Here is a 22689-nt window from a genome sequence, read left to right as displayed (position 1 = left end):
GGCCCGGCGGAGAACGCCGGGCCGCCCCTGTGTCCGTTCGAGGCCGTTCGTCTCAGTGCATGTCGGTGACGAAGAAGCCGCCGCCCACCGTCGAGGGCACCCGCTCCAGCGGCACGCTGAGGTCCTGCCCCGGCACCCGGTACTCCAGCCGGGCGAGCAGCGGGACGAGCGTCTGGAGGAGGGCGAGCACGATGTCCTCGCCCGGGCAGCGGTGCCCGCCGGTGACGTCGCCGCCGCCCTGCGGGATGAGGTCGTCGCGCCCCGGCTCGGCCCCCAGGAACCGCGTGGGGTCGAAGGTGTACGGGCGGGGCCAGAGCCCGGGGTCGTGCAGCTGCCCGTAGACGTCGAGCAGGACCATGGTGCCCGCCTCGATGCGCTCCCCCCGCCACTCCAGGTCGCGCGCCGCCAGGCCGCCGAGGAACGGCACGAAGGGGTAGAAGCGGCGCAGCTCGTGCGCGAAGGCCCGGGCGTACGCGGTGTCGCCCTTGGCGAGCGGCGCGCGGTGCTCGGGCCAGCGGTGCAGCGCGTGCGCCGCGAACGTCAGGAACCAGGCGACCGCCACGGTCGGCCGGATGACGTTGAGGATCTCCACGGCCGCCGTGTGCGGGTCCAGCGGGGTGCCGTCGGCCTCGTGGTGCCGGGCCACCTCCGCCAGCGCCGCACCGGTCGGCGCGCCCGTGCCGGCGGGCTCGGGGCCGGTCCGCCGGATCTCCTCGATACGGCGCGCCAGCCGCTCCTCCTGGCGGCGGCGGGCCCGGCGGGCCCGCCAGTGGCGCGGTCCCGGCGTCGCGAAGCCGTCCACCATCGCCACGAGGTCGTCCGCCGTCCGCCGCGCCTCGTCGTCGTCGAGCGCGATGCCCGCCCAGCCGCAGACCGTGCGGGTGAGGAGCAGCGCGAACGCGTCGAAGAGGACGACCTGGGACTGGCCGGCCCAGTCGGCGCGGGCCCGCTCCCATTCGGCGGCCGCGCGCTCGGTCAGATCGGCGATGCCCTCCCGGTCCTTGAGCAGGTGCACGAAGAGGGCCTTGCGCACCCGGTGCCGCTCACCGTCGAGGGTGTGCACGGCGCCGCGGCCGAAGAGCGTGTCGAGCACCGGTCCCGGCAGCGCTGCGCGCCGGTGGATGTGGTCCTCGTCGTAGAAGAACCGCACCGCGTCCGTGCCGTGCAGTGCGATCGCGGGCTTGCCGAGGAGGCGGGTGCGGACCGGCGCGCCGCCGTTGCGCCGCCGCCGGCCGGGCAGCCAGGCGTACCCCTTCAGGAGCAGCGGCAGGGTGCTGTCGGTCAGGGGGGACAGCGCCACGGCGGTCACTCCTCCCCGGCGCGGGGCGGCCGGGTGCGCTCGGGGCGCTCCGGGTCGCGCCGGGTGCCGGCCTCGGCGCGGGCGTCCTCGTCCATGTCCTCCTGGGCGTCCAGGCTGGGGGTCAGCGGGTCGCCGCTCTCGCCGACCTCGTGCCGGCGCTGCTCCGGTTCCGCCACCCGGGTCTCCGCGTCCTCGAACTCGGCCAGCACTTCCTTGGCCGCCGTGTCGCGGTCCCGTGGATCGCCGCGGCCTGCTCCCTTCGCCGCGCTGTGCCCGTCCTCGTCCTGGTCGTGCTTCCGGGTCATGACGCTCCCTTCCGTCGTCCGGGGCGTCCGGGTGCCCCGGCTGCGGGCCTCAACTCATGATGGTGGGGCAACTCATATCCGGCACGGCGGCGCGGCGCCGTCAGCCCTGCCCGATCTTCGTGAACAGGCTGTCGTCGAGCCGGGCCAGCAGGTCGGCCGGGTCGGTGTAGACCTCCGAGGCGCCGGCCTCCGCCAGGTCCGCGCGGGGGATGCCGCCGCACAGCAGGGCGACGGCCGCGACCCCGGCGCGGGAGGCGGCCTGCATGTCCCAGACCGAGTCGCCCACGAAGACCGCCTCGTCCGGCGCCACGCCGGCCAGTTCCCGTGCCTGCTCCACCGGTTCGGGCGCGGGCTTGCCCTCGCTCACGTCGTCGGCGCTCGCGGTGTCGGTGATCGCGTCGTCGGCGTCGATGGCCCGGCGCAGCGCGCCCAGCTCGTCACCGCCCGCCGAGGTGACCAGGATGTTGTGCCAGCCGCGCCGGTGGAGGGCGCGCAGCAGGTCGCCGGCGCCGGGCAGCGCGGGCAGCCGGTCGAAGTACGTGGCGTACAGCGTCTTGTGCGCGGCGCTGATGCCCGCGTCCTGGTCCGGGTCCCGGTCCTCGCCCAGCACGTGGCCGATCAGATCGTTCGAGGGGCGGCCGAGCGCGTGGTGGATGGTGGTCATCGGCACGTCGTGGCCGTGCTGCCGGAACGCCTCCCACCAGGCCGTGACGTGCAGGTGGTTGGTGTCGGCGAGCGTGCCGTCGACGTCGAAGAGTGCCGCGCGTGCCATGGATGTCCTTTCCGTCCGGGGCGTACGGGGTACCCGTCACAGCGGTACCGGGTACCCCGCCTCACAGCGGTACGGGGTATCCCCTCACAGCCTGACCACGCCTCCGGCGCCCCGCCGGGCACTCCCGGCCGAACGGGTGACGGGAGCGCTCGGGGCGGACCGGCGGGCGGTCCGCCCCGGTGCGGCTCAGGCCGCCGGGCCCGTGGGCAGCGGCAGCCCGGTGTAGTTCTCGGCCAGCTCGGCGGCCGCGTGGCGGGAGGTCGCGATGCGGTCGAGCTGGGAGAGCTGCAGGCGGGTCTCGAACGGGGACTGGTCGGGCGCGGTGTGCAGGGTGGTGGTCATGAAGTACGAGAAGTGCTCGGCGCGCCAGACGCGGCGCAGGCAGGTGTCGGAGTAGGCGTCCAGCAGGTCGGTGGCACCGGTGGCGTGCCAGTGGGTGAGGGCGCGGGCGAGCACGATGACGTCGGCGGCGGCGAGGTTGAGGCCCTTGGCGCCGGTGGGCGGCACGATGTGGGCCGCGTCGCCGGCCAGCAGGACCCGGCCGTACGCCATCGGCTCGGTGACGTGGCTGCGCATCGGGAGGACGGACTTGCTGGTGATCGGGCCGCGCTTCAGCCGCCACCCGGGGTCGGCGGCGAGGGCGAAGCGGGCGTCCAGCTCGTCCCAGATGCGGTCGTCGGACCAGTCGGCGGGGTCGGTGCCGTTGGGCACCTGGAGGTAGAGCCGGCTGACGGACGGGGAGCGCATGCTGGCGAGCGCGAAGCCGCGGTCGGAGTGGGCGTAGATCAGCTCGTCGGCCGCGGGCGGCGCGTCGGCGAGGATGCCGAGCCAGGAGTAGGGGTAGACGCGCTCGTACGTGGTGCGCACGTGCTCCGGCACGGCGTTGCGTGCCACCCCGTGGAACCCGTCGCAGCCGACGACGTAATCGCAGGTGAGGGTCTGTTCCTGGCCCTCGTGGGTGTAGCGGATCAGGGGCCGGTCGGTGTCCGCGCCCGCCACCGCGTGCACCTCGGCCCCGAAGAGCAGCGGGCCGCCCTCGGCGAGCTGCAGCGCGATGAGGTCCTTGACCACCTCGGTCTGCGCGTACACCGTCACGCGGCGCCCGTCGGCGAGGGAGGGGAAGTCGATGCGGTGGGCGCGCCGGTCGAAGCGCAGCTCGATCCCGTCGTGGACCAGGCCCTCGGCGTCCAGCCGCGCCCCGGCTCCGCAGGCCCGGAGGGCGTCCACGGTGGCCTGCTCCAGGATGCCGGCGCGCTGGCGCTGCTCGACGTAACCGCGGTCGCGGCTCTCCAGTACGACACTGTCGATGCCGGCGGTGTGCAGCAGGCGGGCCAGCAGCAGGCCGGCGGGGCCGCCGCCGATGATCCCGACGGTGGTGTGCATACGTCTCTCCTCGTCGTCGAGGACGGGCCCGCGCTCCGTCGTCCAGGAACCGGGCCCGTGCAGGATGTTCGCGTGGTGAAGTAATATTCACTGACGTTCCGCCTGAGTCTGCGCGCGGCGCTGCCGCCTGTCAACGGTCCGCCGCAGGTCATCCGGTACGCCACGGCGCGGACCCCCGGTGCGGACGGCCGCCCGCATTCCTTACGGTGTCCTGCACAGACCGCGACGGAGAGCCGATGCCACCGACCGACACCACGCCGCCGCACGCCGCCACCGCCGGGGTGCCGGCCGAGGCCGTCACGCCGCTGATGCGCGGCATCGCCGTGCTGCGCCGGCTCACCGAGGCCGACGGCACGCTGAGCCTGAGCGAGCTGGAGCGCGCCACCGGCCTCGCGCGGTCCACCGTGGACCGGGTCACCGCGACGCTGGCCCGGATGGGCTTCGTACGCCTGGACGGCCGGGACGCCGTGCTCGCCCCGCGCGTCATGGAGCTGGGCAACGCCTACCTCGCCGCGCTGCGGCTGCCCGCCCTGCTCGGCGGGCACGCCGACGCGCTGGCGGACGCGCTGGACGAGTCGGTCTCCCTCGCCGTGCCCGACCGGGACGGCATCCGCTTCCTCCACCAGGCCACCCGGCGCCGGGCGATGTCCCTCAGCTTCCGCATCGGCGACCTGCTGCCCGCCGAGCGCACCGCGCCCGGCGCGGTGTTCGCCGCCGAGTGGTCCGAGGCGGAGTGGGCGCGCTGGCGGGAACGCCGGGCCGCCGATCCGGAGCACCACGGCTTCCCGGCCGTACCGCCGCGGGACGCCGGCTGCGCCGCGGCGGACGGCGCCCGCTTCGAGGAACGCGTACGGCAGGCCCGTACGCGGGGGTGGGCGCTGGACGACCAGCTGATCGAGCCGGGGCTGGTGGCGCTGTCGGTACCGGTGCGCGCGCCGGACGGCTCGGTCGCGTGCGCGGCGAACGTGGTGAGCCACACCAGCCGGCACGACGCGGCGTCCCTCCGGGACAGCCTGCTGCCCCGGCTGCGGGAGACCGTGCGGGAGATGGAGCGGGAGCTGCGCGAGGCACAGGACGTGTCGCGGGAAGCGGCGGCGCCGCCGCCCGCGCCGCTGGCCGCCTGGACCGCCGCGTCCAAGCAGGAGCTGGGCCGGGAGTTCATCGAGTCCCTGGCCCGCGGCCTGACCGTGCTGACGGCCTTCGGCGCCGGGCGCGCCGAGCTGACGCTGTCCGAGGCCGCCGAGGCCACCGGCCTGGCCCGGGCCACGGCCCGCCGCGCCCTGATCACCCTGGAACACCTGGGATACGTCGCCTCCGAAGGGCGTACCTTCCGGCTCACCCCGCGAGTTCTGGCGCTCGGCTATCCGCCGCTCTCCCGTACGACGCTCCCCCGGATCGCCGCGCCGCACCTCGCCACGCTCGCCGCGCGCGTGCACGACTCGGCGTCCCTGGCCGTGCTCGCGGGCGACGACATCCAGTACACGGCCCGCGTCGCGACCACCCGCGTGATGAGCGTGAACATCACCATCGGCACCCGGCTGCCCGGCTACGCCACCGCGATGGGCCGGGTGATGCTGGCCGGACTGCCGCCCGCCGAGCGGTACGCGCGGCTCGTGCGCGCCGAGCCGCGGCCGCTGACCCCGCGGACGGTGACCTCCCCCGACGAGCTCGCCGCACTCCTGGACCGGGTAGCGGACCAGGGGTACGCGCTGGTGGACGAGGAGCTGGAGGAAGGGCTCCGCTCGATCGCCGTACCGGTCCGCAGCGGCACGGGCGAGGTGGTGGCGGCCGTGAACGTCGCGATGCACACGGTGCGGCGCAGCGCGGAGGAGTGCGTCGCCGACGTACTGCCGGAGCTGCGCGCCGCGGTCGCCGGCATCGAGGCGGACCTGCACGTCGCGGGCCGCTTCACGCACATCCCGGCGTCCTAGCCGCTCCCCCGGTCACGTCCGGGCCGTCTCCTCCGTCTGCGCCACCCGCAGCAGCAGCGCGTGGAGGGTGTCGCGTTCCTCCGGGGTGAGCGGGCCGGTGAGTTCGTCGGTGACGCGGTGGCTGGCCTCGTCGGTGTCGCGCAGGTACGTACGGCCGGCGTCGGCCAGGACGACGATGCGGCGGCGCCGGTCGGCGGGGGCCGGGCGGCGCTCGACGAGGCGGAGCCGTTCGAGGTCGTCGACGAGGCCGACGATGGCGCTCGGGTCGTAGCCGAGCCGTTCGCTCAGCTCCCGCTGCGGCGCGCCCTCGACGGTGGCGAGATAGCGCAGCAGCGCGTAGTGCCGCAGCCGCAGCCCGGACTCCTGGAGGGCCGCGTTGAAGAGCTGCCCGGAGCGCAGGCCCAGCCGGTAGAGCAGGTAGCCGGTGTCGGCGTGCAGCCCGCGCATCCACGGCTCGTCGGCGTCGACGGGCCTGGCCTGCGCGGCGGGCTTTCCCTGGGCGGTCATGGCGCTCCCTGTTCCGTGCCCCGGGCGCGGGGCGGTCTTTCCGGTTCTCCATCTCACCAGCGGGACCAGCATGCCGCATTTTCGATTACGCCGACAACCATTGACGCCAACAATGATTGGTCTTAGCTTCGGTCACGGCGAGGCCGGAAGCCGGGCGAGCAGCCCGGCCGGGCCCACCCTTCATGCCTGCCAACTCCCGTACTTACCACGCTTGTTGAGAGGATTCCCCGTGCCCGGATCCACTGCCCCCGCACCCCTGGACCTCACCGGCAAGGTCGCCGTCGTGACCGGCTCCGGCCGCGGCCTGGGCCTCGCGTACGCCTCGGCACTTGCCGCTGCGGGCGCCGCCGTCGTCGTCAACGACCTCGACGAGGCCGTGGCCGAAGAGGCCGCCAAGACGCTCACCGAGGCCGGCGGCCGGGCCGTCGCCGAGGCCGTCGCGGTCGGCACCGCCGAGGCCGCCGACCGGCTGGTGGCCCGCGCCGTCGAGGAGTTCGGCCGGCTGGACGTGATGGTCACCAACGCGGGCATCCTGCGGGACCGCGTGCTGTGGAAGATGACCGACGACGACTTCGACGCCGTCGTCACCACCCATCTGCGGGGCACCTTCACCTGCGCACGCGCCGCCGCCGTACGGATGCGGGAGCAGGGCGAGGGCGGCCGGCTGATCCTGGTCGGCTCGCCCGCGGGCCAGCGCGGCAACTTCGGCCAGACCAACTATGCGGCGGCGAAGGCCGGTATCGCCGCGATGACCCGCACCTGGTCGATGGAGCTGGCCCGGGCCGGCATCACGGTCAACGCGATCGTGCCGGTCGCGGCCACCGCGATGACCGAGACGATCCCGGCGTTCGCGCCGTACATCGAGGCCATGCGGCGCGGCGAGCCGCTGCCGGACTTCCTGCGCAAGGGCGAGGGCTTCGGCACCGCCGAGGACTGCGCCGCGCTGGTGCCATTCCTCGCCTCGGACGCCGCGAAGGACGTCACGGGTCAGTGCGTCGGCATCGGCGGCGACAAGCTCGCGCTCTGGTCGCACCCGCAGGAGGTGGCGGTGGCGTACGCGGACGGGGGCTGGCGCCCGGAGACCGTCGCGGCGGCCTGGCGGACCAGCGTGGGCCGCGAGCCGCAGTCCGTGGGCATCCCCGCCCCTGCGATCCCGGAGGTCTGAGCCATGCCGACCCGTGCGATGAACGTGGACGAGCTGGTCGCCATCGACGTGCACACGCACGCCGAGGTCTCCGCCAAGGGACAGGCGTCCCTGGACGACGGACTGGCCGCCGCCTCCGCCGCGTACTTCAAGACCGAGGGCAACCGGAAGCCCACCCTGCCGGAGATCGCGGCCTACTACCGCGAACGCCGCATGGCCGCCGTCGTCTTCACCGTGGACGCCGAGTCCGCGACCGGCACCGAACCGGTGCCGAACGAGGAGGTCGCCGAGGCCGCCGCCGAGAACGCCGACGTACTGATCCCGTTCGCCTCGCTCGACCCGCACCGCGGCAAGGCGGCGGTGAAGCAGGCCCGGCGGCTGGTCGAGGAGTACGGCGTACGCGGCTTCAAGTTCCACCCGAGCATCCAGGCGTTCTTCCCCAACGACCGGCTGGCGTACGGGCTGTACGAGGTCATCGAGGAGACCGGGGCCATCGCGCTCTTCCACACCGGGCAGACCGGCATCGGCGCCGGCGTTCCGGGAGGCGGCGGCATCCGGCTGAAGTACTCCAACCCGCTCCATGTCGACGACGTGGCCGCCGACTTCCCGCACCTGAAGATCATCCTCGCCCACCCGTCCTTCCCCTGGCAGGACGAGGCGCTGGCCGTGGCCACGCACAAGCCCGGGGTGCACATCGACCTGTCGGGCTGGTCGCCGAAGTACTTCCCTCCGCAGCTCGTGCAGTACGCCAACACCCTGCTCAAGGACAAGGTGCTGTTCGGCTCCGACTATCCCGTGCTCACGCCCGACCGCTGGCTCGCGGACTTCGAGAAGCTGGAGATCAGGGAAGCGGTCCGGCCGAAGATCCTCAAGGAGAACGCCGCCCGGCTGCTCGGGCTCGCCTGACATCACACCGAGGAGAGCCGCTGTGCGCAACGAGGGACTGGGGTCGTGGCCCGCCCGCCGGGCCCGCAAGACCCCGCACCGCACCGCCGTCCGCCACGAGGGCGCGGCGACCACCTACGCCGGGCTGCACGACCGCACCACCCGGCTGGCCCGCGCGCTGCGCGCCACCGGCGTCCGGCGCGGCGACCGGATCGCCTATCTGGGCCCCAACCACCCGTCGTTTCTGGAGACGTTCTTCGCCGCCGGCGCGCTGGGCGCCGTCTTCGTCCCGCTCAACACCCGGCTGACCGGTCCGGAGATCGCCTACCAGCTGGCCGACTCGGGCGCCGGCACCCTGATCCACACCCCCGCGCACGCCGCTCTCGTCGACGGGCTGCGGGACCCGGCCGGGCCGGTACGGACGTACCTCGAAGTCGGGCCGGCGTACGAGGAGTTGCTCGCGGGCGCCGGGAACGAACCACTCGACGAGCCGGTCAGCGGAGACGACGTGTGCATCATCATGTACACCTCCGGCACCACCGGGCGGCCCAAGGGCGCGATGCTCACGCACGCCAACCTCACCTGGAACGCCCTCAACGTCCTGGTCGACACCGACCTCACCGCGGACGAGGTGGCGCTGGTCTCCGCGCCGCTGTTCCACACCGCCGGGCTGAACATGCTGACCCTGCCCGTGCTGCTCAAGGGCGGTACCTGCGTCCTGGTGGAGTCCTTCGACCCGGACGCCACCTTCGACCTGATCGCCGGGCACCGGATCAGTTTCATGTTCGGCGTGCCCACGATGTTCGAGCGGATCGCGCGCAGCCCCCGCTGGCCCACCGCCGACCTGTCCTCGCTGCGCCTCCTCACCTGCGGCGGCTCCCCCGTGCCCGGACCGCTGATCGCCGCGTACCAGGAGCGCGGGCTCACCTTCCAGCAGGGCTACGGCATGACCGAGGCGGCGCCGGGTGCGCTCTTCCTGGACGGTGAGCACGCCGTGAGCAAGGCGGGCTCGGCCGGGGTGCCGCACTTCTTCACCGACGTACGGGTCGCACGGCCCGACCTCTCCCCCGCCGGCGTCGGCGAACCCGGCGAGGTGCTGGTGCGCGGCCCGAACGTGATGCCCGGCTACTGGGGCCTGCCGGAGGTGAGCGCGGCGGCCTTCGCGGACGGCTGGTTCCGCACCGGCGACGCGGCCCGGGTCGACGCGGACGGCTACGTCACCGTCGTCGACCGCCTCAAAGACATGATCATCTCGGGTGGCGAGAACGTCTACCCGGCCGAGGTCGAGGCCGCCCTCCTCGCCCACCCCGGCGTCGCGGAGTGCGCCGTGATCGGGGTGCCGGACGAGCGGTGGGGCGAGGTGCCGCGGGCCGTGGTGGTCCCCCGGGACGGCGTCGCGCTGGACCCCGGCGACGTGCTCGCCTCCCTGGCCGGCCGGCTGGCCAAGTACAAGATCCCCAAGTCCGTGGTGGTGGCGGACGAACTGCCGCGCACCGCCTCAGGAAAGCTCCTCAAACCCCGCGTCCGCGCCCTGTACGGCGGCGACTGACGCACCGCCAGACACTTCGTGTTCCGCAGAAGGAGAACTCCCATGACCGTCACCGTCAACGGCCTCGCCGAGCTGACCAAGCTGGCCGGCAGCGACCTGGGCACCAGCGACTGGATCGAGGTCACCCAGGACCGCATCGACACCTTCGCCGACGCCACCGGCGACCACCAGTGGATCCACACCGACCCGGAGCGAGCGGCCGAGGGCCCGTTCGGCGCGCCCATCGCGCACGGCTACCTCACGCTGTCGCTGTTCATCCCCCTGTTCACCGAGCTGCTCGACGTGCAGGGCGTCACCACGAAGGTCAACTACGGCCTGGACAAGGTCCGTTTCCCCTCGCCCGTGAAGGTGGGCTCGCGCATCCGGCTGGCCGCGACGCTCGCCTCGGTGGACGAGGTGAAGGGCGGGGTGCAGATCGCGGTCGACGGCACCGTCGAGATCGAGGGCGCCGACAAGCCCGCCTGCGTCCTGCGCAGCCTCTCGCGCTTCTACGGATGACCGCCGTGCGCGGCTCCCGGGACGAAGCCCGGCAGCTGAGACGGGTCGCACTCTCCGGCCTGCTCGGCACGGCCGTGGAGTTCTACGACTTCCTGGTCTACGGAACGGTCGCCGCGCTCGTCTTCGGCGACCTGTTCTTCCCCGCGGCCGATCCCGCGGCCGGCACGGTCGCGGCCTTCGGCACCTTCGCCGCCGGGTACGTCGCCCGGCCGCTCGGCGGCATCGTCTTCGGCCACTTCGGCGACCGGCTCGGCCGCAAGTCGATGATGCTGGCGACGATGGTGCTGATGGGCGTCGGCAGCTTCCTCATCGGCCTGCTGCCCACCTACGACGCGATCGGCGTGTGGGCGCCCGTCCTGCTCGTCCTGCTCCGCGTCGTCCAGGGCATCGCCATCGGTGGCGAGTGGGGCGGCGCGACGCTGATGGTGGCCGAGCACGCGGGCGGGCGGCCGCGCGGCCGGTGGACCAGCCTCACCCAGCTGGGCGCCCCGCTCGGCACCGTCCTGTCCACCGCCGTCGTCACACTCGTCGCCGCCCTGCCCGACGCGGAGTTCCGCACCTGGGGCTGGCGCGTGCCGTTCCTGCTCAGCCTGGTCCTGCTCTTCGCCGGACTGTACGTACGGCTGAAGGTCACCGAGAGCCCGCTGTTCCGCGCGGTCAAGGAGGAACGGACGACCGCCCGGCTGCCACTGCTCGACGTGGTGCGCAGGCCGCGCGCCGTGCTGCTCGCGGCGTGCGTCGGCATCGGCCCGTTCACCGCCCAGTCCCTGCTGACCAGCTTCATGGTCTCGTACGCGGTCGGGCACGGCTTCACCCGCACCCAGGTGCTCACCGGCGTCACGCTCGCCTCGTGCACGGCGCTGGTGGTGCTGCCCTGCGCCGGGGCGCTCTCCGACCGGTTCGGGCGGCGGCCCGTGGTGCTGGCCGGCGCGGTGCTGTCGGCCGCCACCGCGTTCCCGGTGTTCGCACTGGTCGGCTCCGGCCGCCCCGGCCTGCTGATCCTCGCGCTCGTCCTCGGGCACGGTGTCGCGCAGTCCACGATGTACGGGCCGCTGGGCGCGCTGCTCACCGAGATGTTCGGCACCCGCGTCCGCTACACCGGCGCCTCGCTCGGCTACCAGACCGCGACGCTGCTCGGCGCCGGCTTCTCGCCGCTGATCGCCGGGAGCCTGCTCGCCGCGTACGGCGGCAGCAGTACGCCCGTCGCCCTGCTGCTGGCCGCGGGCGCCGCCGTCACCGCGCTCACCGTGTGGCGGGTCCGGGAGACCAGCCGCGACCGGTTCGCCGCGCAGGACCCGCGTCCCGCCCCCGAAGAAGTCCACTGACGACCGAAGGAAAGGCTTGATGAGAGTACGCAAGCACGCGCGGGCCGGCGCGGCCGCCGTCGCGCTGCTCCTCGCCGCCGGCGCGGCCCCGGCCACCGCGGCCCCGGCACCGGCGCACCACCTCGAAGGCACACTGCCGTCCGGCGCCACGTACGTCATCGACACCCCGGCCCGCTGGAACGGCACCCTGCTGCTGTTCAGCCATGGCTACCGGGCCGCGGGCGAACCCAACGAGGCGGTGGACGCCTCCGACGACGCCACGAAGAAACTGCTGCTGGCGGAGGGGTACGCGCTCGCCGGGTCCTCGTACGCCACCACCGGCTGGGCGGTGGAGCAGGCAGTGCCCGACCAGCTCGCCACCCTCGACGCCTTCGCCGGCCGGGTGGGCCCGGCCCGACGCACGCTCGCCTGGGGCGAGTCCTACGGCGGCCTGGTCACCACCGCCCTCGCCGAGCGGCACCCCGGCCGCATCGACGGCTCGCTGTCCCTGTGCGGCCTCGTCCAGGGCGGCGTCGCCAACTGGAACTCCACCCTCGACCCGGCCTTCGCCCTCACAACACTGCTGGCGCCCGGCTCCGGCATCCCGCTGACCGGTTTCACCGACGCGGGCGCGGCGGACCGGGCCGCAGGGCGGCTCGGCAGCGTCGTCTCCGAGGCCCAGCGCACCGCGGCCGGCCGGGCCCGGATCGCGCTGGCCGCCGCCCTGCACAACATCCCCGGCTGGACCGACCCGGCGCAGGACCGGCCGGCGCCGCACGACCACGAGGCGCAGCAGGCCGCTCAGTACCGGGTCGTCAGCACGATGCTGCTGGACGCCGCCTTCCGGCGCCGCCAGGAGGCCGAGCACCGGGCCGGCGGCAACATGTCCTGGAACACCGGCGTGGACTACGCGGCGATGCTGCGCAGGTCGGCGGGGTACGAAGAGGTGAAGGCGCTGTACCGGAAGGCCGGGCGGTCGCTGGGCGAAGACCTGCGGAGGCTCGCCGGTGCGCCCCGCATCACGGCCGACCCCGCCGCCGTGCGCTACATGACCCGCAACATCGCCTTCACCGGGAAGCTGCGCACCCCGCAGCTGGACGTGCACACCACCGGTGACCCGCTGGTCCCGGTGCAGGTGGAAGCGGCGCACCGGCGGGCCGTCACCGCCGCCGGGGCGGGCGGCATGCTCCGGCAGGGCTTCGTCGACAACGCCGGGCACTGCACCTTCACGCCCGCCGAGCAGCTGGCCGCGCTGCACACGGTCGGCCGCCGGGTGGCGACGGGCCACTGGGGCGACACCTCACCCGGCGGGCTCAACCAGGAGGCGCGGCGGTCCGACCCGACGACGGCGGCGCGGTACCTCGCCTTCCGTCCGGGCCCGTACCCGCGGCCGTACGACCTGGCGCACCCGGGCGACGGGCAGTAGGTGGCGGCGGCGGTCAGCGGCCGAGCGCCTTGGCCAGCTCGTCCTTGGTCATCGAGGAGCGGCCGTCGATGTTCTTCTCCTTGGCCTCACGGTAGAGCTGGTCCTTGGTCGGGCCCTTCGGGCCCGTGCGGTTGCCCGAGCGCTGGCCGCCCCGCTCCGGTGCGGACTTCCGGTCCTGCACCGACTCCTTGCTCGCGCTCTTCGCCTCGCCGGAGCGCGCCCGTTCCTTGTTGACCGTGCGGGCGGCGATCTCCTTCGCCCGGCCGGTGGAGGTGCCCCGCTTCTCGGCACCTTCCTTGATGTGCTCGTACTGCCGTTCGCGCTTGGCGTTGGAGCCGCTGGGCATCATGCGCTCCTTTCCCTACCGCGGAACGCGCCTCGCGTTCCGCTCGGCTTCTTTCCCGCCACCCGAGTGCCCGGCCCGGCGGCCGTCAATCACGACGGGCCGCCGCCTCCCAGTCCAGCGTGTCGACCGTACAGATGTGCGTGTTCATGTTCCGTTCCATCATCCGCAGCGCCGCGTCGGCGAGGTCGGGATGGATGTGCGCGACGGCGTCGTCCGGCACGGTGACCTTCAGGTGCCGGATGTGCGCGTCCAGCGCCGAGTACAGCACGCACTGCTCGGTGACCTGCCCGCACAGCACGACGTGGTCGATCTCCAGCTGCGACAGCAGATAGGCCAGCGGCGTCTCGTAGAAGATCGAGTGCCGGGCCTTCACGATGAACAGCGAGGAGTCGTCCGGCCGGACCGGGTCCACCAGCTCCGCGTGCGGCCCGGACAGCGCGGTCTCCAGGATCTCGCCGTGGTGCGAACGCCACTCGCCGAAGTTGTCGTTGGCGTAGATCACCGGCACGCCGTCCGCGCGCGCCCGGCCGATGAGGCGCACCACCGCCGGCAGCGCCTTCCGTACGGACGGCAGCAGCAGCTCGGCGTCCTCGTGGTCGTAGGTGTTGATCATGTCGATGACGATGAGGGCAGTAGTACTCACACCCCCCAGGGTTGACCGCTCCGGCCCGCTTCTCACCTCGGCGCGCGCATCCCACCGCGCCCGCACGGGCCGCGACGCTCCCCCGATCGGCGGGTGTGAGCGGCATGTCGGCGGGCACTCGTCAGCCCCGGGGACAACCCTGGAGACACTCGTGCCTGCCCGCACAGCGAACGCCGACGGCTGGAGGACCCATGGGCGTGCAGCGGCTGATCCGCGACTGGCCCGTGTACCGGCAGCTCACCGGCAAGGACCCGCTCGGCCGCGGGCACGCCGCGATGTCCGGGTACACCGAAGGGCTGCGGCCGCGCACCGAGACCGCCGACCGGGTGGTGCAGTCCGTCTGCCCTTACTGCGCCGTCGGCTGCGGCCAGCAGGTGTACGTGAAGGACGAGAAGGTGGTCCAGATCGAGGGCGACCCCGACTCCCCCGTCAGCCGCGGCCGGCTCTGCCCCAAGGGCTCGGCGACGCTCCAGCTCACGACCGGCGACGCGCGGGAGCACCAGGTGCTGTACCGGCGGCCGCACGGCACCGACTGGGAGCCGCTCGACCTCGACACCGCCATGGACATGATCGCGGACCGGGTCATCGAGACCCGCCGCGACACCTGGGAGTGGGAGTCCGACGGCAAGCGCGTGGCCCGCACCCTCGGCATCGCCAGCCTCGGCGGCGCCACGCTGGACAACGAAGAGAACTACCTGATCAAGAAGCTGCTGACCGGCCTCGGCGTGATCCAGGTGGAGAACCAGGCCCGGGTCTGCCACAGCTCCACGGTCGCCGGGCTCGGCACGTCCTTCGGACGCGGCGGCGCCACCACCTTCATGCAGGACCTCCAGCACGCCGACTGCATCGTCATCGAGGGCTCCAACTTCGCCGAGGCGCACCCGGTCGGCTTCCAGTGGGTGATGGAGGCCAAGGCACGCGGCGCGACCGTCATCCACGTCGACCCGCGCTACACCCGCACCAGCGCCCTGTGCGACCTGCACGTACCGCTGCGGGCCGGCACCGACATCGCGTTCCTCGGCGGGATCATCAACTACGTCCTGACCGAGGGCAAGGAGTTCCGCGACTACGTCCTCGCGTACACCAACGCCGCCACCCTCGTCAGCGAGGACTTCCAGGACACCGAGGACCTCGACGGCATCTTCTCCGGCCTGGACGAGGAGAAGCACCGCTACGACGCCGAGACCTGGCAGTACGAGGGCGCCGACGTACAGGCCCCGTCCGGCGACGTGGAACAGCGGCACGACGAGCGGCTCCAGAAGGACCCCGAGACCGGACGCCACCTGCACGCGGCGGGCCACGCCGAGACCCACGGCTCGGGCGGCGCGCAGGCCGAGTCGGCCCCCGCGCAGGACCCCACGCTCCAGCACCCGCGGTGCGTCTTCCAGATCCTCAAACGGCACTACGCGCGCTACACGCCCGAGATGGTGTCGGAGATCTGCGGCGTACCCCGGGAGCAGTTCCTGCGCGTCTGCGAAGCCCTCACCGAGAATTCCGGCCCCGACCGCACCAGCGCATTCGTGTACGCGGTGGGCTGGACGCAGCACACGGTCGGCTCCCAGTACATTCGCGCGGCCAGCGTCCTGCAATTGCTGCTGGGCAACATCGGACGCCCCGGAGGCGGAATCCAGGCGCTCCGCGGCCACGCCTCCATCCAGGGCTCCAGCGACATTCCGACGCTGTTCAACCTGCTGCCCGGATATCTGCCGATGCCGCACGCGCACGCCCATGAGGATCTCGACACGTTCGTCACGGCGAGCCGTACGGACAAGGGATTCTGGAGCAATATGCGGGCCTATTTCGTCAGCCTGCTGAAGTCCTACTACGGCGACGCCGCGCAGCCCGAGAACGACTTCTGCTTCGACCACCTGCCCCGGCTGACCGGCTCGCACGGCGCCTACGACATCGTCCTCGCCCAGCTCGACGGCGCCTGCAAGGGCTACTTCCTGATGGGCGAGAACCCGACCGTCGGCTCCGCCAACGCCCGCCTGCAACGGCTCGGCATGGCCAACCTCGACTGGCTGGTGGTCCGCGACTTCTCCCTCATCGAGTCGGCCACCTGGTGGCAGAACGGCCCGGAGATCGAGTCCGGCGAACTGCGCACCGAGGACATCGGCACCGAGGTCTTCTTCCTCCCCGCCGCCTCGCACACCGAGAAGTCCGGCTCCTTCACCAACACCAACCGCTGGCTGCAGTGGCACCACGCCGCCGTCGAGCCCGACGGCGAGGCCCGCAGCGACCTGTGGTTCATGTACCACCTGGGCCGCCGCATCAAGGCGAAGCTGGCCGCCTCCACCGACCCCATGGACCGGCCGATCCAGGACCTGGCCTGGGACTATCCCGTGGAGGGCGAGCTGGAGGAGCCGGTCGCCGACGCCGTGCTCGCCGAGATCAACGGCCGCGGCCCGGACGGCGCGCCGCTCTCCGCCTACACCCAGCTCAAGGACGACGGCTCCACCAGCTGCGGCTGCTGGATCTACTGCGGGGTGTACGCGGACGGCATCAACCAGGCCGACCGCCGCAAGCCGCACACCGAGCAGGACTGGGTCGCCTCCGAGTGGGCCTGGGCCTGGCCCGCCAACCGCCGCATCCTCTACAACCGCGCCTCGGCCCGGCCCGACGGCACCCCGTGGAGCGCACGCAAGGCGTACGTCTGGTGGGACGCCGAGGCCGGCAAGTGGACCGGGCGCGACGTGCCGGACTTCGTCCCCGACAAGGAGCCGGGGTACGTACCGCCGGACGACGCCGAGGGCCCGGACGCGCTGCGCGGCGACGACCCGTTCATCATGCAGGCCGACGGCAAGGGCTGGCTGTTCGCGCCCGCCGGACTGCTCGACGGGCCGCTGCCCACCCACTACGAGCCGCAGGACTCCCCGTTCACCAACGCGCTCCATCCCTCCCGCTCCCGGTCACCCGCGCGCGAGGTGCACTCCCGGCCCGGCAACCGCTACCACCCCAGCGGCGACGAACCCGGCGCGGACACCTACCCGTACGTGGTCACCACCTACCGGCTCACCGAGCACTTCACGGCGGGCGGCATGAGCCGCTGGTCGCCGTACCTCTCCGAGCTCCAGCCGGAGTTCTTCTGCGAGGTGTCCCCGGAGCTGGCCGCCGAACGCGGGCTGGCACACACCGGCTGGGCCACCATCGTCACCGCGCGCAACGCCATCGAGGCACGCGTCCTGGTCACCGAGCGGATGAAGCCGCTGACCGTACAGGGCCGCACGGTCCACCAGATCGGTCTGCCGTTCCACTGGGGACCCAACGGCGTGGTCACCGGCGACGCCGCCAACGAACTGGTGGCCATCTCGCTGGACCCCAACGCGCACATCCAGGAGGACAAGGCCCTCACCGCCGACATCCGGCCCGGCCGCCGGCCGCGCGGCGCCGACCTGCCGCGGCTGGTCGCCGACTACCGGCGGCGCGCCGGGATCACCGAGCTCACGGGAAGCGAGCAGTAGCCATGACCGGCGTCTTCTTCGAGACCGGCAGTCTCTTCAGCGGCCCCGAGCCCGACCCGGCCGGCGACGCGGGCCACGAAAACCCGCCCGACCGCGTCGGCTTCTTCACCGACACCTCCGTCTGCATCGGCTGCAAGGCGTGCGAGGTGGCGTGCAAGGAGTGGAACGCGATCCCCGAGGACGGCCTGTCGCTCACCGGCATGTCGTACGACAACACCCAGGGCCTCGGGGCCTCCACCTGGCGGCACGTCGCCTTCATCGAACAGTCCGCGCCGCGCCGGGTACCGGTGCCCGCGGAATCGCCCGCGCCGGACGGCCGTACGCGACTCCCGCTCGCCGAGGACGACCCGCAGCGCCCCGCCGGGGACCTGCGCTGGCTGATGTCCTCCGACGTCTGCAAGCACTGCACGCACGCGGCCTGCCTCGACGTCTGCCCCACCGGCTCGCTCTTCCGCACCGAGTACGGCACGGTCGTCGTCCAGGAGGACATCTGCAACGGCTGCGGCTACTGCGTACCGGCCTGCCCGTACGGCGTCATCGAACAGCGCGAGAACGACGGCCGGGCCTTCAAGTGCACCATGTGCTACGACCGGCTCGGCGCCGGCCAGGAACCGGCCTGCGCCAAGGCCTGCCCCACCGACTCGATCCAGTTCGGCCCCCTGGACGAACTGCGCGAACGCGCCGCGCTCCGCGTCGACCAGCTCCACGAGGCAGGCGTACCGGAGGCCCGGCTCTACGGCCACGACCCGGAGGACGGCGTGGGCGGCGACGGTGCGTTCTTCCTCCTCCTGGACGAGCCCGAGGTGTACGGCCTGCCGCCGGACCCGGTGGTCACCACCCGCGACCTGCCCACGATGTGGAAGCACGCGGGCGCCGCGGCCCTGACCCTGGCGGCCGGCGCGGTGACGTCCTTCGTACTCCCGGCGATCATGCAACGGAAGGGACGGCGATGAGCGGGCCGACGACCGGCACCCGGTCCAAGGGCGGGAAGGGGCGTCGCGGCAAGGGCGAGGAACTGATGGTGCCGCGCGCCGACTTCGACTCCTACTACGGCCGCCCCGTCATCAAGGCACCGTCCTGGAAGGACCGGGACATCGCCGGGTACTTCTTCACCGGCGGACTGGCGGGCGCCGGCTCCGTACTGGCGGCGGGCGCGCAGCTGACCGGCCGCCGCACGATGGCGAAGGCCCTGAAGGTCTCCTCCCTCGCGGCGATCTCCCTGTCCACCGCGGCGCTCATCAACGACCTGGGCCGCCCGGACCGCTTCGCCAACATGCTCCGCGTCTGCAAGCTCACCTCCCCCATGAGCGTCGGCTCCTGGCTGCTGGCCGGGTACGGGCCGATGGCGGGCGCGGCGGCCGCGAGCGCGGTGACCGGCCGGCTGCCGCGCGTGGGGGCCGCGGCGACCGGCGCGGCCGCGCTGCTCGGCCCGGCCGTGGCGACGTACACCGCGGTGCTCGCGGCCGACACGGCGGTGCCCGCCTGGCACGGCGCCCACCGCGAACTCCCGTACCTCTTCGCCGCCTCCGCGACCGCCGCCGCCTCCGGCATGGCGCTGGTGGTCTCCCCCACCCGGGAGACCGGCCCCGCGCGGTGCGCCGCGCTGCTGGCCGCCGCCGCGGACAAGGCGGCCACGACCGCGGCCGAACGGCGGCTCGGCATGGTCGCCGAGACCTACCACTCGGGCAAGGCCGGCACGCTGATGCGCTGGGCACAGGCGCTGACGGTGGGCGGCGCGGCCACCGCAGGGCTGCTGGGCGGCCGCAGCCGTCCGGCCGCCGTCGCGGGCGGCCTGGCCCTGCTGACCGGCTCGGCCCTCACCCGCTTCGGCGTCTTCCACGCCGGCATGGCCTCGGCGGAGGACCCGAAGTACACGGTGGAGCCGCAACGGGAACGACGCCGGGACCGGGAGCGAGAGGTGCGGGCGGAGTCGTAGGGGGCGGGACGGGGGGGGCGGGACAGGGGCTGTGGGGGGCGGGGGGTGTCAGTACCCCCGCGTACTGTGTTGAGAAGGGGACCCCATTTCGCCCCCATGGGGGAAGAGGGGGCGGAAACGGTACAGCGGCCCTCGCCCCCGCGCCCCGCCCCACACTCCCCGCTCCCCGTGCCCCGCTCTCGCCGCCCCTCCACCACCCCGCCCCCGCCCCCTCACCTAGCGGTCGATGCCGTACAGGGATGCCGCGTTGGCCGAGGAGAACCGCTGACGTTCCGCGTCCGAGGAAAAGTGGGCCAGAAAGCCATCGATTTCTTCTCCGGCCGGCCGTTGGAAGGGGTAGTCGGTCGAGAAGAGCAGACGGTCGGCAGAGGTGACGGCCAAGGCATGCCGCAGGAGCGCCGGGTTCAGCATGCCGGAGGCGGTGAAATGGAAGTTCGCCCGGATGCATTCCGCCACGGAGCGCCGCAGCCCGGCGATACGGGAGAGACCGTCGGCCCGGTCCAGCCAGAACAGCAGCATCTCGCCCCAGTGCCCGAGCACGACCTGGAGCCCGGGATGCCGGTCGAACGTACCGCGCAGGATCAGCCGCAGCGCCGCCGTCGCCGCGTCCATGTGCCATCCCCATCCGAAGGTGGCGAGGGCAAGGTCCGTCATGGGATCGAAACCGCGGTACGACGCGTCGCGGACGGCCGCCGAGGGCAGTTGAGGGTGGAGGAACACCGGCTGGCCGAGCGCCGAAGCGGCGGAGAAGAAGTCGTCGTAGGCGAGGTCGTCGAGGAAGAGGTCGCCTGACCGGCCGTAGACCATGGTGCCCACGTGCCCCATGCCTGCGGCCCGTGCCAGCTCGTCCGCGACGTCCTTCGGCGACGACATGGGCAGCGTGGACAACGCGCGGAAACGGTCGGGATGCCGGGCGACGGCTGCCGCCGCCATGTCGTTCGCGGCGCGGCTGAGCTGCACGGCCTCCTGGGGCGGCAACGGCTGGGCCCCTGGCGGCGTCAGGGCGAGGACCGCTATGTCGATGCCTTGCGCGTCCATGGCTGCGATGCGGCCGGCCCCGAGGTCCGTCAGGCGTTCCTCATTGTCGCCCGTCTCGTTGAGGAGAAGACTCTCGTCGGGATGCCGCGCGGCCCGGAGGGCGGACGTCAATTCCGGCATGGCCCAGTGTTCTTCGACAGCGATGCGTGGCATGGCCGGACGGTTCTGCGGGCTTACCAAGGGACGGTCCGGCCCGTGCGGTCCAGGTACTCAAGGCCGGGCGTGCCCAGCTTGGCCAGCAGGACGTCCACCAGCAGCGGGACGCTCTCCTCGACGCTGTACGGCGCGTCCGGCCCGCCGAGCGCGGTGCGGATCCAGCCCGGCGCCAGGAGGACGAAGCCGCGCCGGGTACCGGCTTGCCGGACGGCGAAGCTGCGCAGGAACATGTTCAGGGCCGCCTTGCTTCCCCGGTAGACCTCACGTCCCGCGTTCGTGTTGTTCGTGATGCTGCCTTGCCCGGACGACATCACTCCGATGAGTCCGGTGGGGGTGACGAGGTCTTCGAGCGCTTCGATGACGCGCATGGGGCTGAGGGCGTTCGTGACCATCACCTCGACGAAGTCGGCCGTCGGCACCGCGCCGATCGGTGTCTGTTCGTTGTTCGTGGTGCCGGCGTTGATGAAGAGCAGGTCGAGCCGGCGTCGCGCGAGGCGTTCGTGCAGGGGCGCCAGGTGGCCGGGCTCGTTGATGTCGAGGTGCTCGATGGTCAGGCGTCCGCCGGCCCGGTCTGCGAGGTCGTGCAGGGGTGTGCGGGCCGTGGTGTCGCGGACCGTGCCGATGACGTTCCAGCCCCTGTCGAGGAATTCGGCCGCCATCGCGTGCCCGAGGCCGCGCGAGGCGCCGACGAGGAGAGCGGTCGGCGTGCCTTGCCCGGGGTGGTGCCCGGGGTGGTGCCCGGGGTGGTGCCCGGGGTCGTGCCCGGGCCCCTGCCCGGGTTCGCGCTCGGGTCCCTGCCCGGGGCCGTGCCCGGGTTCAGTCGATGACATCCGGCGTCATCTCCGTTCTTCACGTGGTGAGCTTTTCGTGTGCGTCACCGAAACACGCACGGAGGCGGGCCCGGCCGGTGACGCCATGACGGCTCTGCGGCCGTGCGGGACGAGTGTGTCCGCCGGACTGTCGCCGGAGCGAGCCGAAGAGGGCCGTCCGTACGATTCCCCGTATGCCAGGTGCCTCCATGTCTGAATCCGTCGCTGTGCAGCCGGACGATGTGCGTATCATTCGCGCACTGCAGATCGCTCCGCGTGCCTCCTTCGCCTCGATCGCAGCCGCTCTCGGACTCACCGAGAGTGCCGTCAACCGCCGGTACCGGCGGCTGCGCGCGGAGGGCGTCCTCCGCGTCGCCGGCATGGTCAACCCGGGGGCGCTGGGGCAGAGCAGATGGCTGGTGCGGCTCCGCTGCCGCCCCGGCAGCGTCGCGGCGATCGCCGACGCGCTCGCCCGACGCGACGATGTCAACTGGGTCGCCCTGAGCGCGGCGGGCTGCGAGATCACCTGCGCCACCCAGTCGCGTACGCGGGAACAGCGGGAGAACCTGCTCGGGCGGCGGCTTCCGCGTACCGCTGCGGTGCTCGACATCAATGCCTTCGCGATGCTCCGCCAGTTCGTGGGCGGGCGGGGCCACTACTGGACGGCGCTGCACGGCGCGCTGACTCCGGAGCAGGAAGCGGCGCTCGGCAGCGACGGTCCGCCGTTCACCGAGTCACCCGTGGTCGCCCGCGATCCCGTACGCCTCACCGCCGAGGACGAGAAGATCCTCGACGCCCTTGCCGCGGACGGCCGTGCGAGCCTCGTCGACCTCGCCGCGGCGGCGGACTCCACTCCGGGGCGCGTGTCACGCCGTCTTGGTGCCTTGCTCCGGAGCCGGGTCGTCCACATCGATGTCGAGATCGCCGCGGCCGCTCTGGGGTATCACGCCCGGGCGAACCTGTGGCTGCGCGTGCACCCGTCGGCGGTGAAGACCGTCGGCCGCACGCTGGCGCAGGAACCGGAGATCGCCTTCGCCGCGGCGGTGTCCGGGCCGCACAACATCCATGCGGTGGCGCACTGCCGGGACCTCGACGAGCTGTTCGAGTTCACGTCCGATCGCATCGGCTCCTTGGCCGGCCTGCAGAGCATGGAGGTCTCGCCTGTACTGCAGCACGTCAAGCAGGCCGGCACGCTGCTGTCCGGCGATCGCCTCGTCGGGCCTGCACACAGCCGAGCATGACGGGCGCGGGGGGGGGGCGGACGCGGGGGACGGGCGCGGGGATGGGCGCGGGGGT

Annotated in this window: 20 protein-coding genes; 11 read left to right on the top strand and 9 right to left on the bottom strand. The window is 73.0% G+C overall.

The genetic code is table 11. From position 1 onward, the window contains the following. Nucleotides 1-52: 52 nt before the first annotated feature. The 4 genes from C3486_RS18710 to C3486_RS18695 all read right to left on the bottom strand — a co-directional run bounded on the left by C3486_RS18710 (nucleotide 53) and on the right by C3486_RS18695 (nucleotide 3760). Nucleotides 53-1285 carry a cytochrome P450 gene (locus C3486_RS18710; protein WP_103833908.1) on the bottom strand — a complete coding sequence of 411 codons (1233 nt, stop codon included), beginning with the start codon at nucleotides 1283-1285 and terminating at the stop codon, nucleotides 53-55. Nucleotides 1286-1305: 20 nt separating this feature from the next. Further along, on the bottom strand, nucleotides 1306-1605 hold the full coding sequence (locus C3486_RS18705; protein WP_103833865.1) for a hypothetical protein: 300 nt from the start codon (nucleotides 1603-1605) through the stop codon (nucleotides 1306-1308). 100 nt (nucleotides 1606-1705) lie between these two features. Next, the gene (locus C3486_RS18700) at nucleotides 1706-2377 is read right to left on the bottom strand and encodes an HAD family hydrolase (protein WP_103833864.1); all 672 of its coding nucleotides are present in this window, start codon (nucleotides 2375-2377) and stop codon (nucleotides 1706-1708) included. Nucleotides 2378-2563: 186 nt separating this feature from the next. Then, entirely contained in the window at nucleotides 2564-3760 is a 1197-nt protein-coding gene (locus C3486_RS18695; RefSeq protein ID WP_103833863.1) for a 4-hydroxybenzoate 3-monooxygenase, read from the bottom strand. Nucleotides 3761-3996: 236 nt separating this feature from the next. On the opposite strand from C3486_RS18695, the gene C3486_RS18690 reads away from it, so the two are divergent. Further along, entirely contained in the window at nucleotides 3997-5691 is a 1695-nt protein-coding gene (locus C3486_RS18690) for an IclR family transcriptional regulator C-terminal domain-containing protein (RefSeq protein ID WP_103833862.1), read from the top strand. Between the two features lie 12 nt (nucleotides 5692-5703). Here the strand turns inward: C3486_RS18690 and C3486_RS18685 are convergent, their stop codons facing one another. Beyond that, nucleotides 5704-6198 carry a MarR family winged helix-turn-helix transcriptional regulator gene (locus C3486_RS18685; protein ID WP_258052855.1) on the bottom strand — a complete coding sequence of 165 codons (495 nt, stop codon included), beginning with the start codon at nucleotides 6196-6198 and terminating at the stop codon, nucleotides 5704-5706. Nucleotides 6199-6427: 229 nt separating this feature from the next. Between C3486_RS18685 and C3486_RS18680 the strand changes: the two genes are divergently transcribed. From C3486_RS18680 to C3486_RS18655, 6 genes are read left to right on the top strand one after another with little or no spacing between them, the layout of a single operon-like run. Next, nucleotides 6428-7363 carry an SDR family NAD(P)-dependent oxidoreductase gene (locus C3486_RS18680; RefSeq protein ID WP_308461254.1) on the top strand — a complete coding sequence of 312 codons (936 nt, stop codon included), beginning with the start codon at nucleotides 6428-6430 and terminating at the stop codon, nucleotides 7361-7363. A gap of 18 nt (nucleotides 7364-7381) precedes the next feature. After that, nucleotides 7382-8248 (top strand): amidohydrolase family protein, encoded by an 867-nt coding sequence (locus C3486_RS18675; protein ID WP_103833906.1) that lies wholly within the window; start codon nucleotides 7382-7384, stop codon nucleotides 8246-8248. A 22-nt stretch (nucleotides 8249-8270) separates the two neighbouring features. Next, nucleotides 8271-9776, top strand: a complete 1506-nt coding sequence (locus C3486_RS18670) for a long-chain fatty acid--CoA ligase (RefSeq protein ID WP_103833860.1) — start codon at nucleotides 8271-8273, stop codon at nucleotides 9774-9776. Nucleotides 9777-9818: 42 nt separating this feature from the next. Then, complete coding sequence (locus tag C3486_RS18665; protein ID WP_103833859.1) at nucleotides 9819-10274, top strand: MaoC family dehydratase; 456 nt, start codon at nucleotides 9819-9821, stop codon at nucleotides 10272-10274. Then, a complete protein-coding gene (locus tag C3486_RS18660; protein WP_103833858.1) occupies nucleotides 10271-11599 on the top strand; it encodes an MFS transporter in 1329 nt (442 codons plus the stop codon). Before C3486_RS18665 ends, C3486_RS18660 begins: the two co-directional genes overlap by 4 nt. Before the next feature lie 19 nt (nucleotides 11600-11618). Beyond that, on the top strand, nucleotides 11619-13004 hold the full coding sequence (locus tag C3486_RS18655; RefSeq protein ID WP_103833857.1) for a S9 family peptidase: 1386 nt from the start codon (nucleotides 11619-11621) through the stop codon (nucleotides 13002-13004). A 13-nt stretch (nucleotides 13005-13017) separates the two neighbouring features. On the opposite strand, the gene C3486_RS18650 is transcribed toward C3486_RS18655, so the two are convergent. Then, the gene (locus C3486_RS18650) at nucleotides 13018-13350 is read right to left on the bottom strand and encodes a plasmid stabilization protein (RefSeq protein ID WP_103833905.1); all 333 of its coding nucleotides are present in this window, start codon (nucleotides 13348-13350) and stop codon (nucleotides 13018-13020) included. 85 nt (nucleotides 13351-13435) lie between these two features. Further along, nucleotides 13436-13993: a cysteine hydrolase family protein gene (locus tag C3486_RS18645; RefSeq protein ID WP_103833856.1), complete on the bottom strand. Its 558-nt coding sequence runs from the start codon at nucleotides 13991-13993 to the stop codon at nucleotides 13436-13438. Between the two features lie 191 nt (nucleotides 13994-14184). Here C3486_RS18645 and fdh point away from each other — a divergent pair, with 191 nt between their 5' ends. Genes fdh through nrfD form a run of 3 tightly spaced genes read left to right on the top strand, consistent with a single transcriptional unit; the run spans nucleotide 14185 to nucleotide 19390 of the window. After that, a complete protein-coding gene (gene fdh, locus C3486_RS18640) occupies nucleotides 14185-17454 on the top strand; it encodes a formate dehydrogenase (RefSeq protein ID WP_103833855.1) in 3270 nt (1089 codons plus the stop codon). A 2-nt stretch (nucleotides 17455-17456) separates the two neighbouring features. Beyond that, on the top strand, nucleotides 17457-18407 hold the full coding sequence (locus tag C3486_RS18635; protein ID WP_103833854.1) for a 4Fe-4S dicluster domain-containing protein: 951 nt from the start codon (nucleotides 17457-17459) through the stop codon (nucleotides 18405-18407). Next, complete coding sequence (gene nrfD, locus C3486_RS18630) at nucleotides 18404-19390, top strand: NrfD/PsrC family molybdoenzyme membrane anchor subunit (protein ID WP_181138600.1); 987 nt, start codon at nucleotides 18404-18406, stop codon at nucleotides 19388-19390. The genes C3486_RS18635 and nrfD overlap by 4 nt, the downstream gene beginning before the upstream one ends. 216 nt (nucleotides 19391-19606) lie before the next feature. Here nrfD and C3486_RS18625 read toward each other — a convergent pair whose 3' ends face one another. After that, nucleotides 19607-20581 carry an amidohydrolase family protein gene (locus C3486_RS18625; protein ID WP_103833853.1) on the bottom strand — a complete coding sequence of 325 codons (975 nt, stop codon included), beginning with the start codon at nucleotides 20579-20581 and terminating at the stop codon, nucleotides 19607-19609. A 20-nt stretch (nucleotides 20582-20601) separates the two neighbouring features. Further along, a complete protein-coding gene (locus tag C3486_RS18620) occupies nucleotides 20602-21243 on the bottom strand; it encodes an SDR family oxidoreductase (protein WP_258052859.1) in 642 nt (213 codons plus the stop codon). 359 nt (nucleotides 21244-21602) lie between these two features. On the opposite strand from C3486_RS18620, the gene C3486_RS18615 reads away from it, so the two are divergent. Further along, nucleotides 21603-22634: an Lrp/AsnC family transcriptional regulator gene (locus C3486_RS18615; RefSeq protein ID WP_258052854.1), complete on the top strand. Its 1032-nt coding sequence runs from the start codon at nucleotides 21603-21605 to the stop codon at nucleotides 22632-22634. The last annotated feature ends 55 nt before the right edge of the window (nucleotides 22635-22689 follow it).

This window comes from Streptomyces sp. Ru73 (genome assembly GCF_002920575.1).
Classification (GTDB): domain Bacteria; phylum Actinomycetota; class Actinomycetes; order Streptomycetales; family Streptomycetaceae; genus Streptomyces.
The sequence above is the reverse complement of the archived record's forward strand: the minus strand, read 5'-3'. Positions and strand labels throughout refer to the sequence as shown.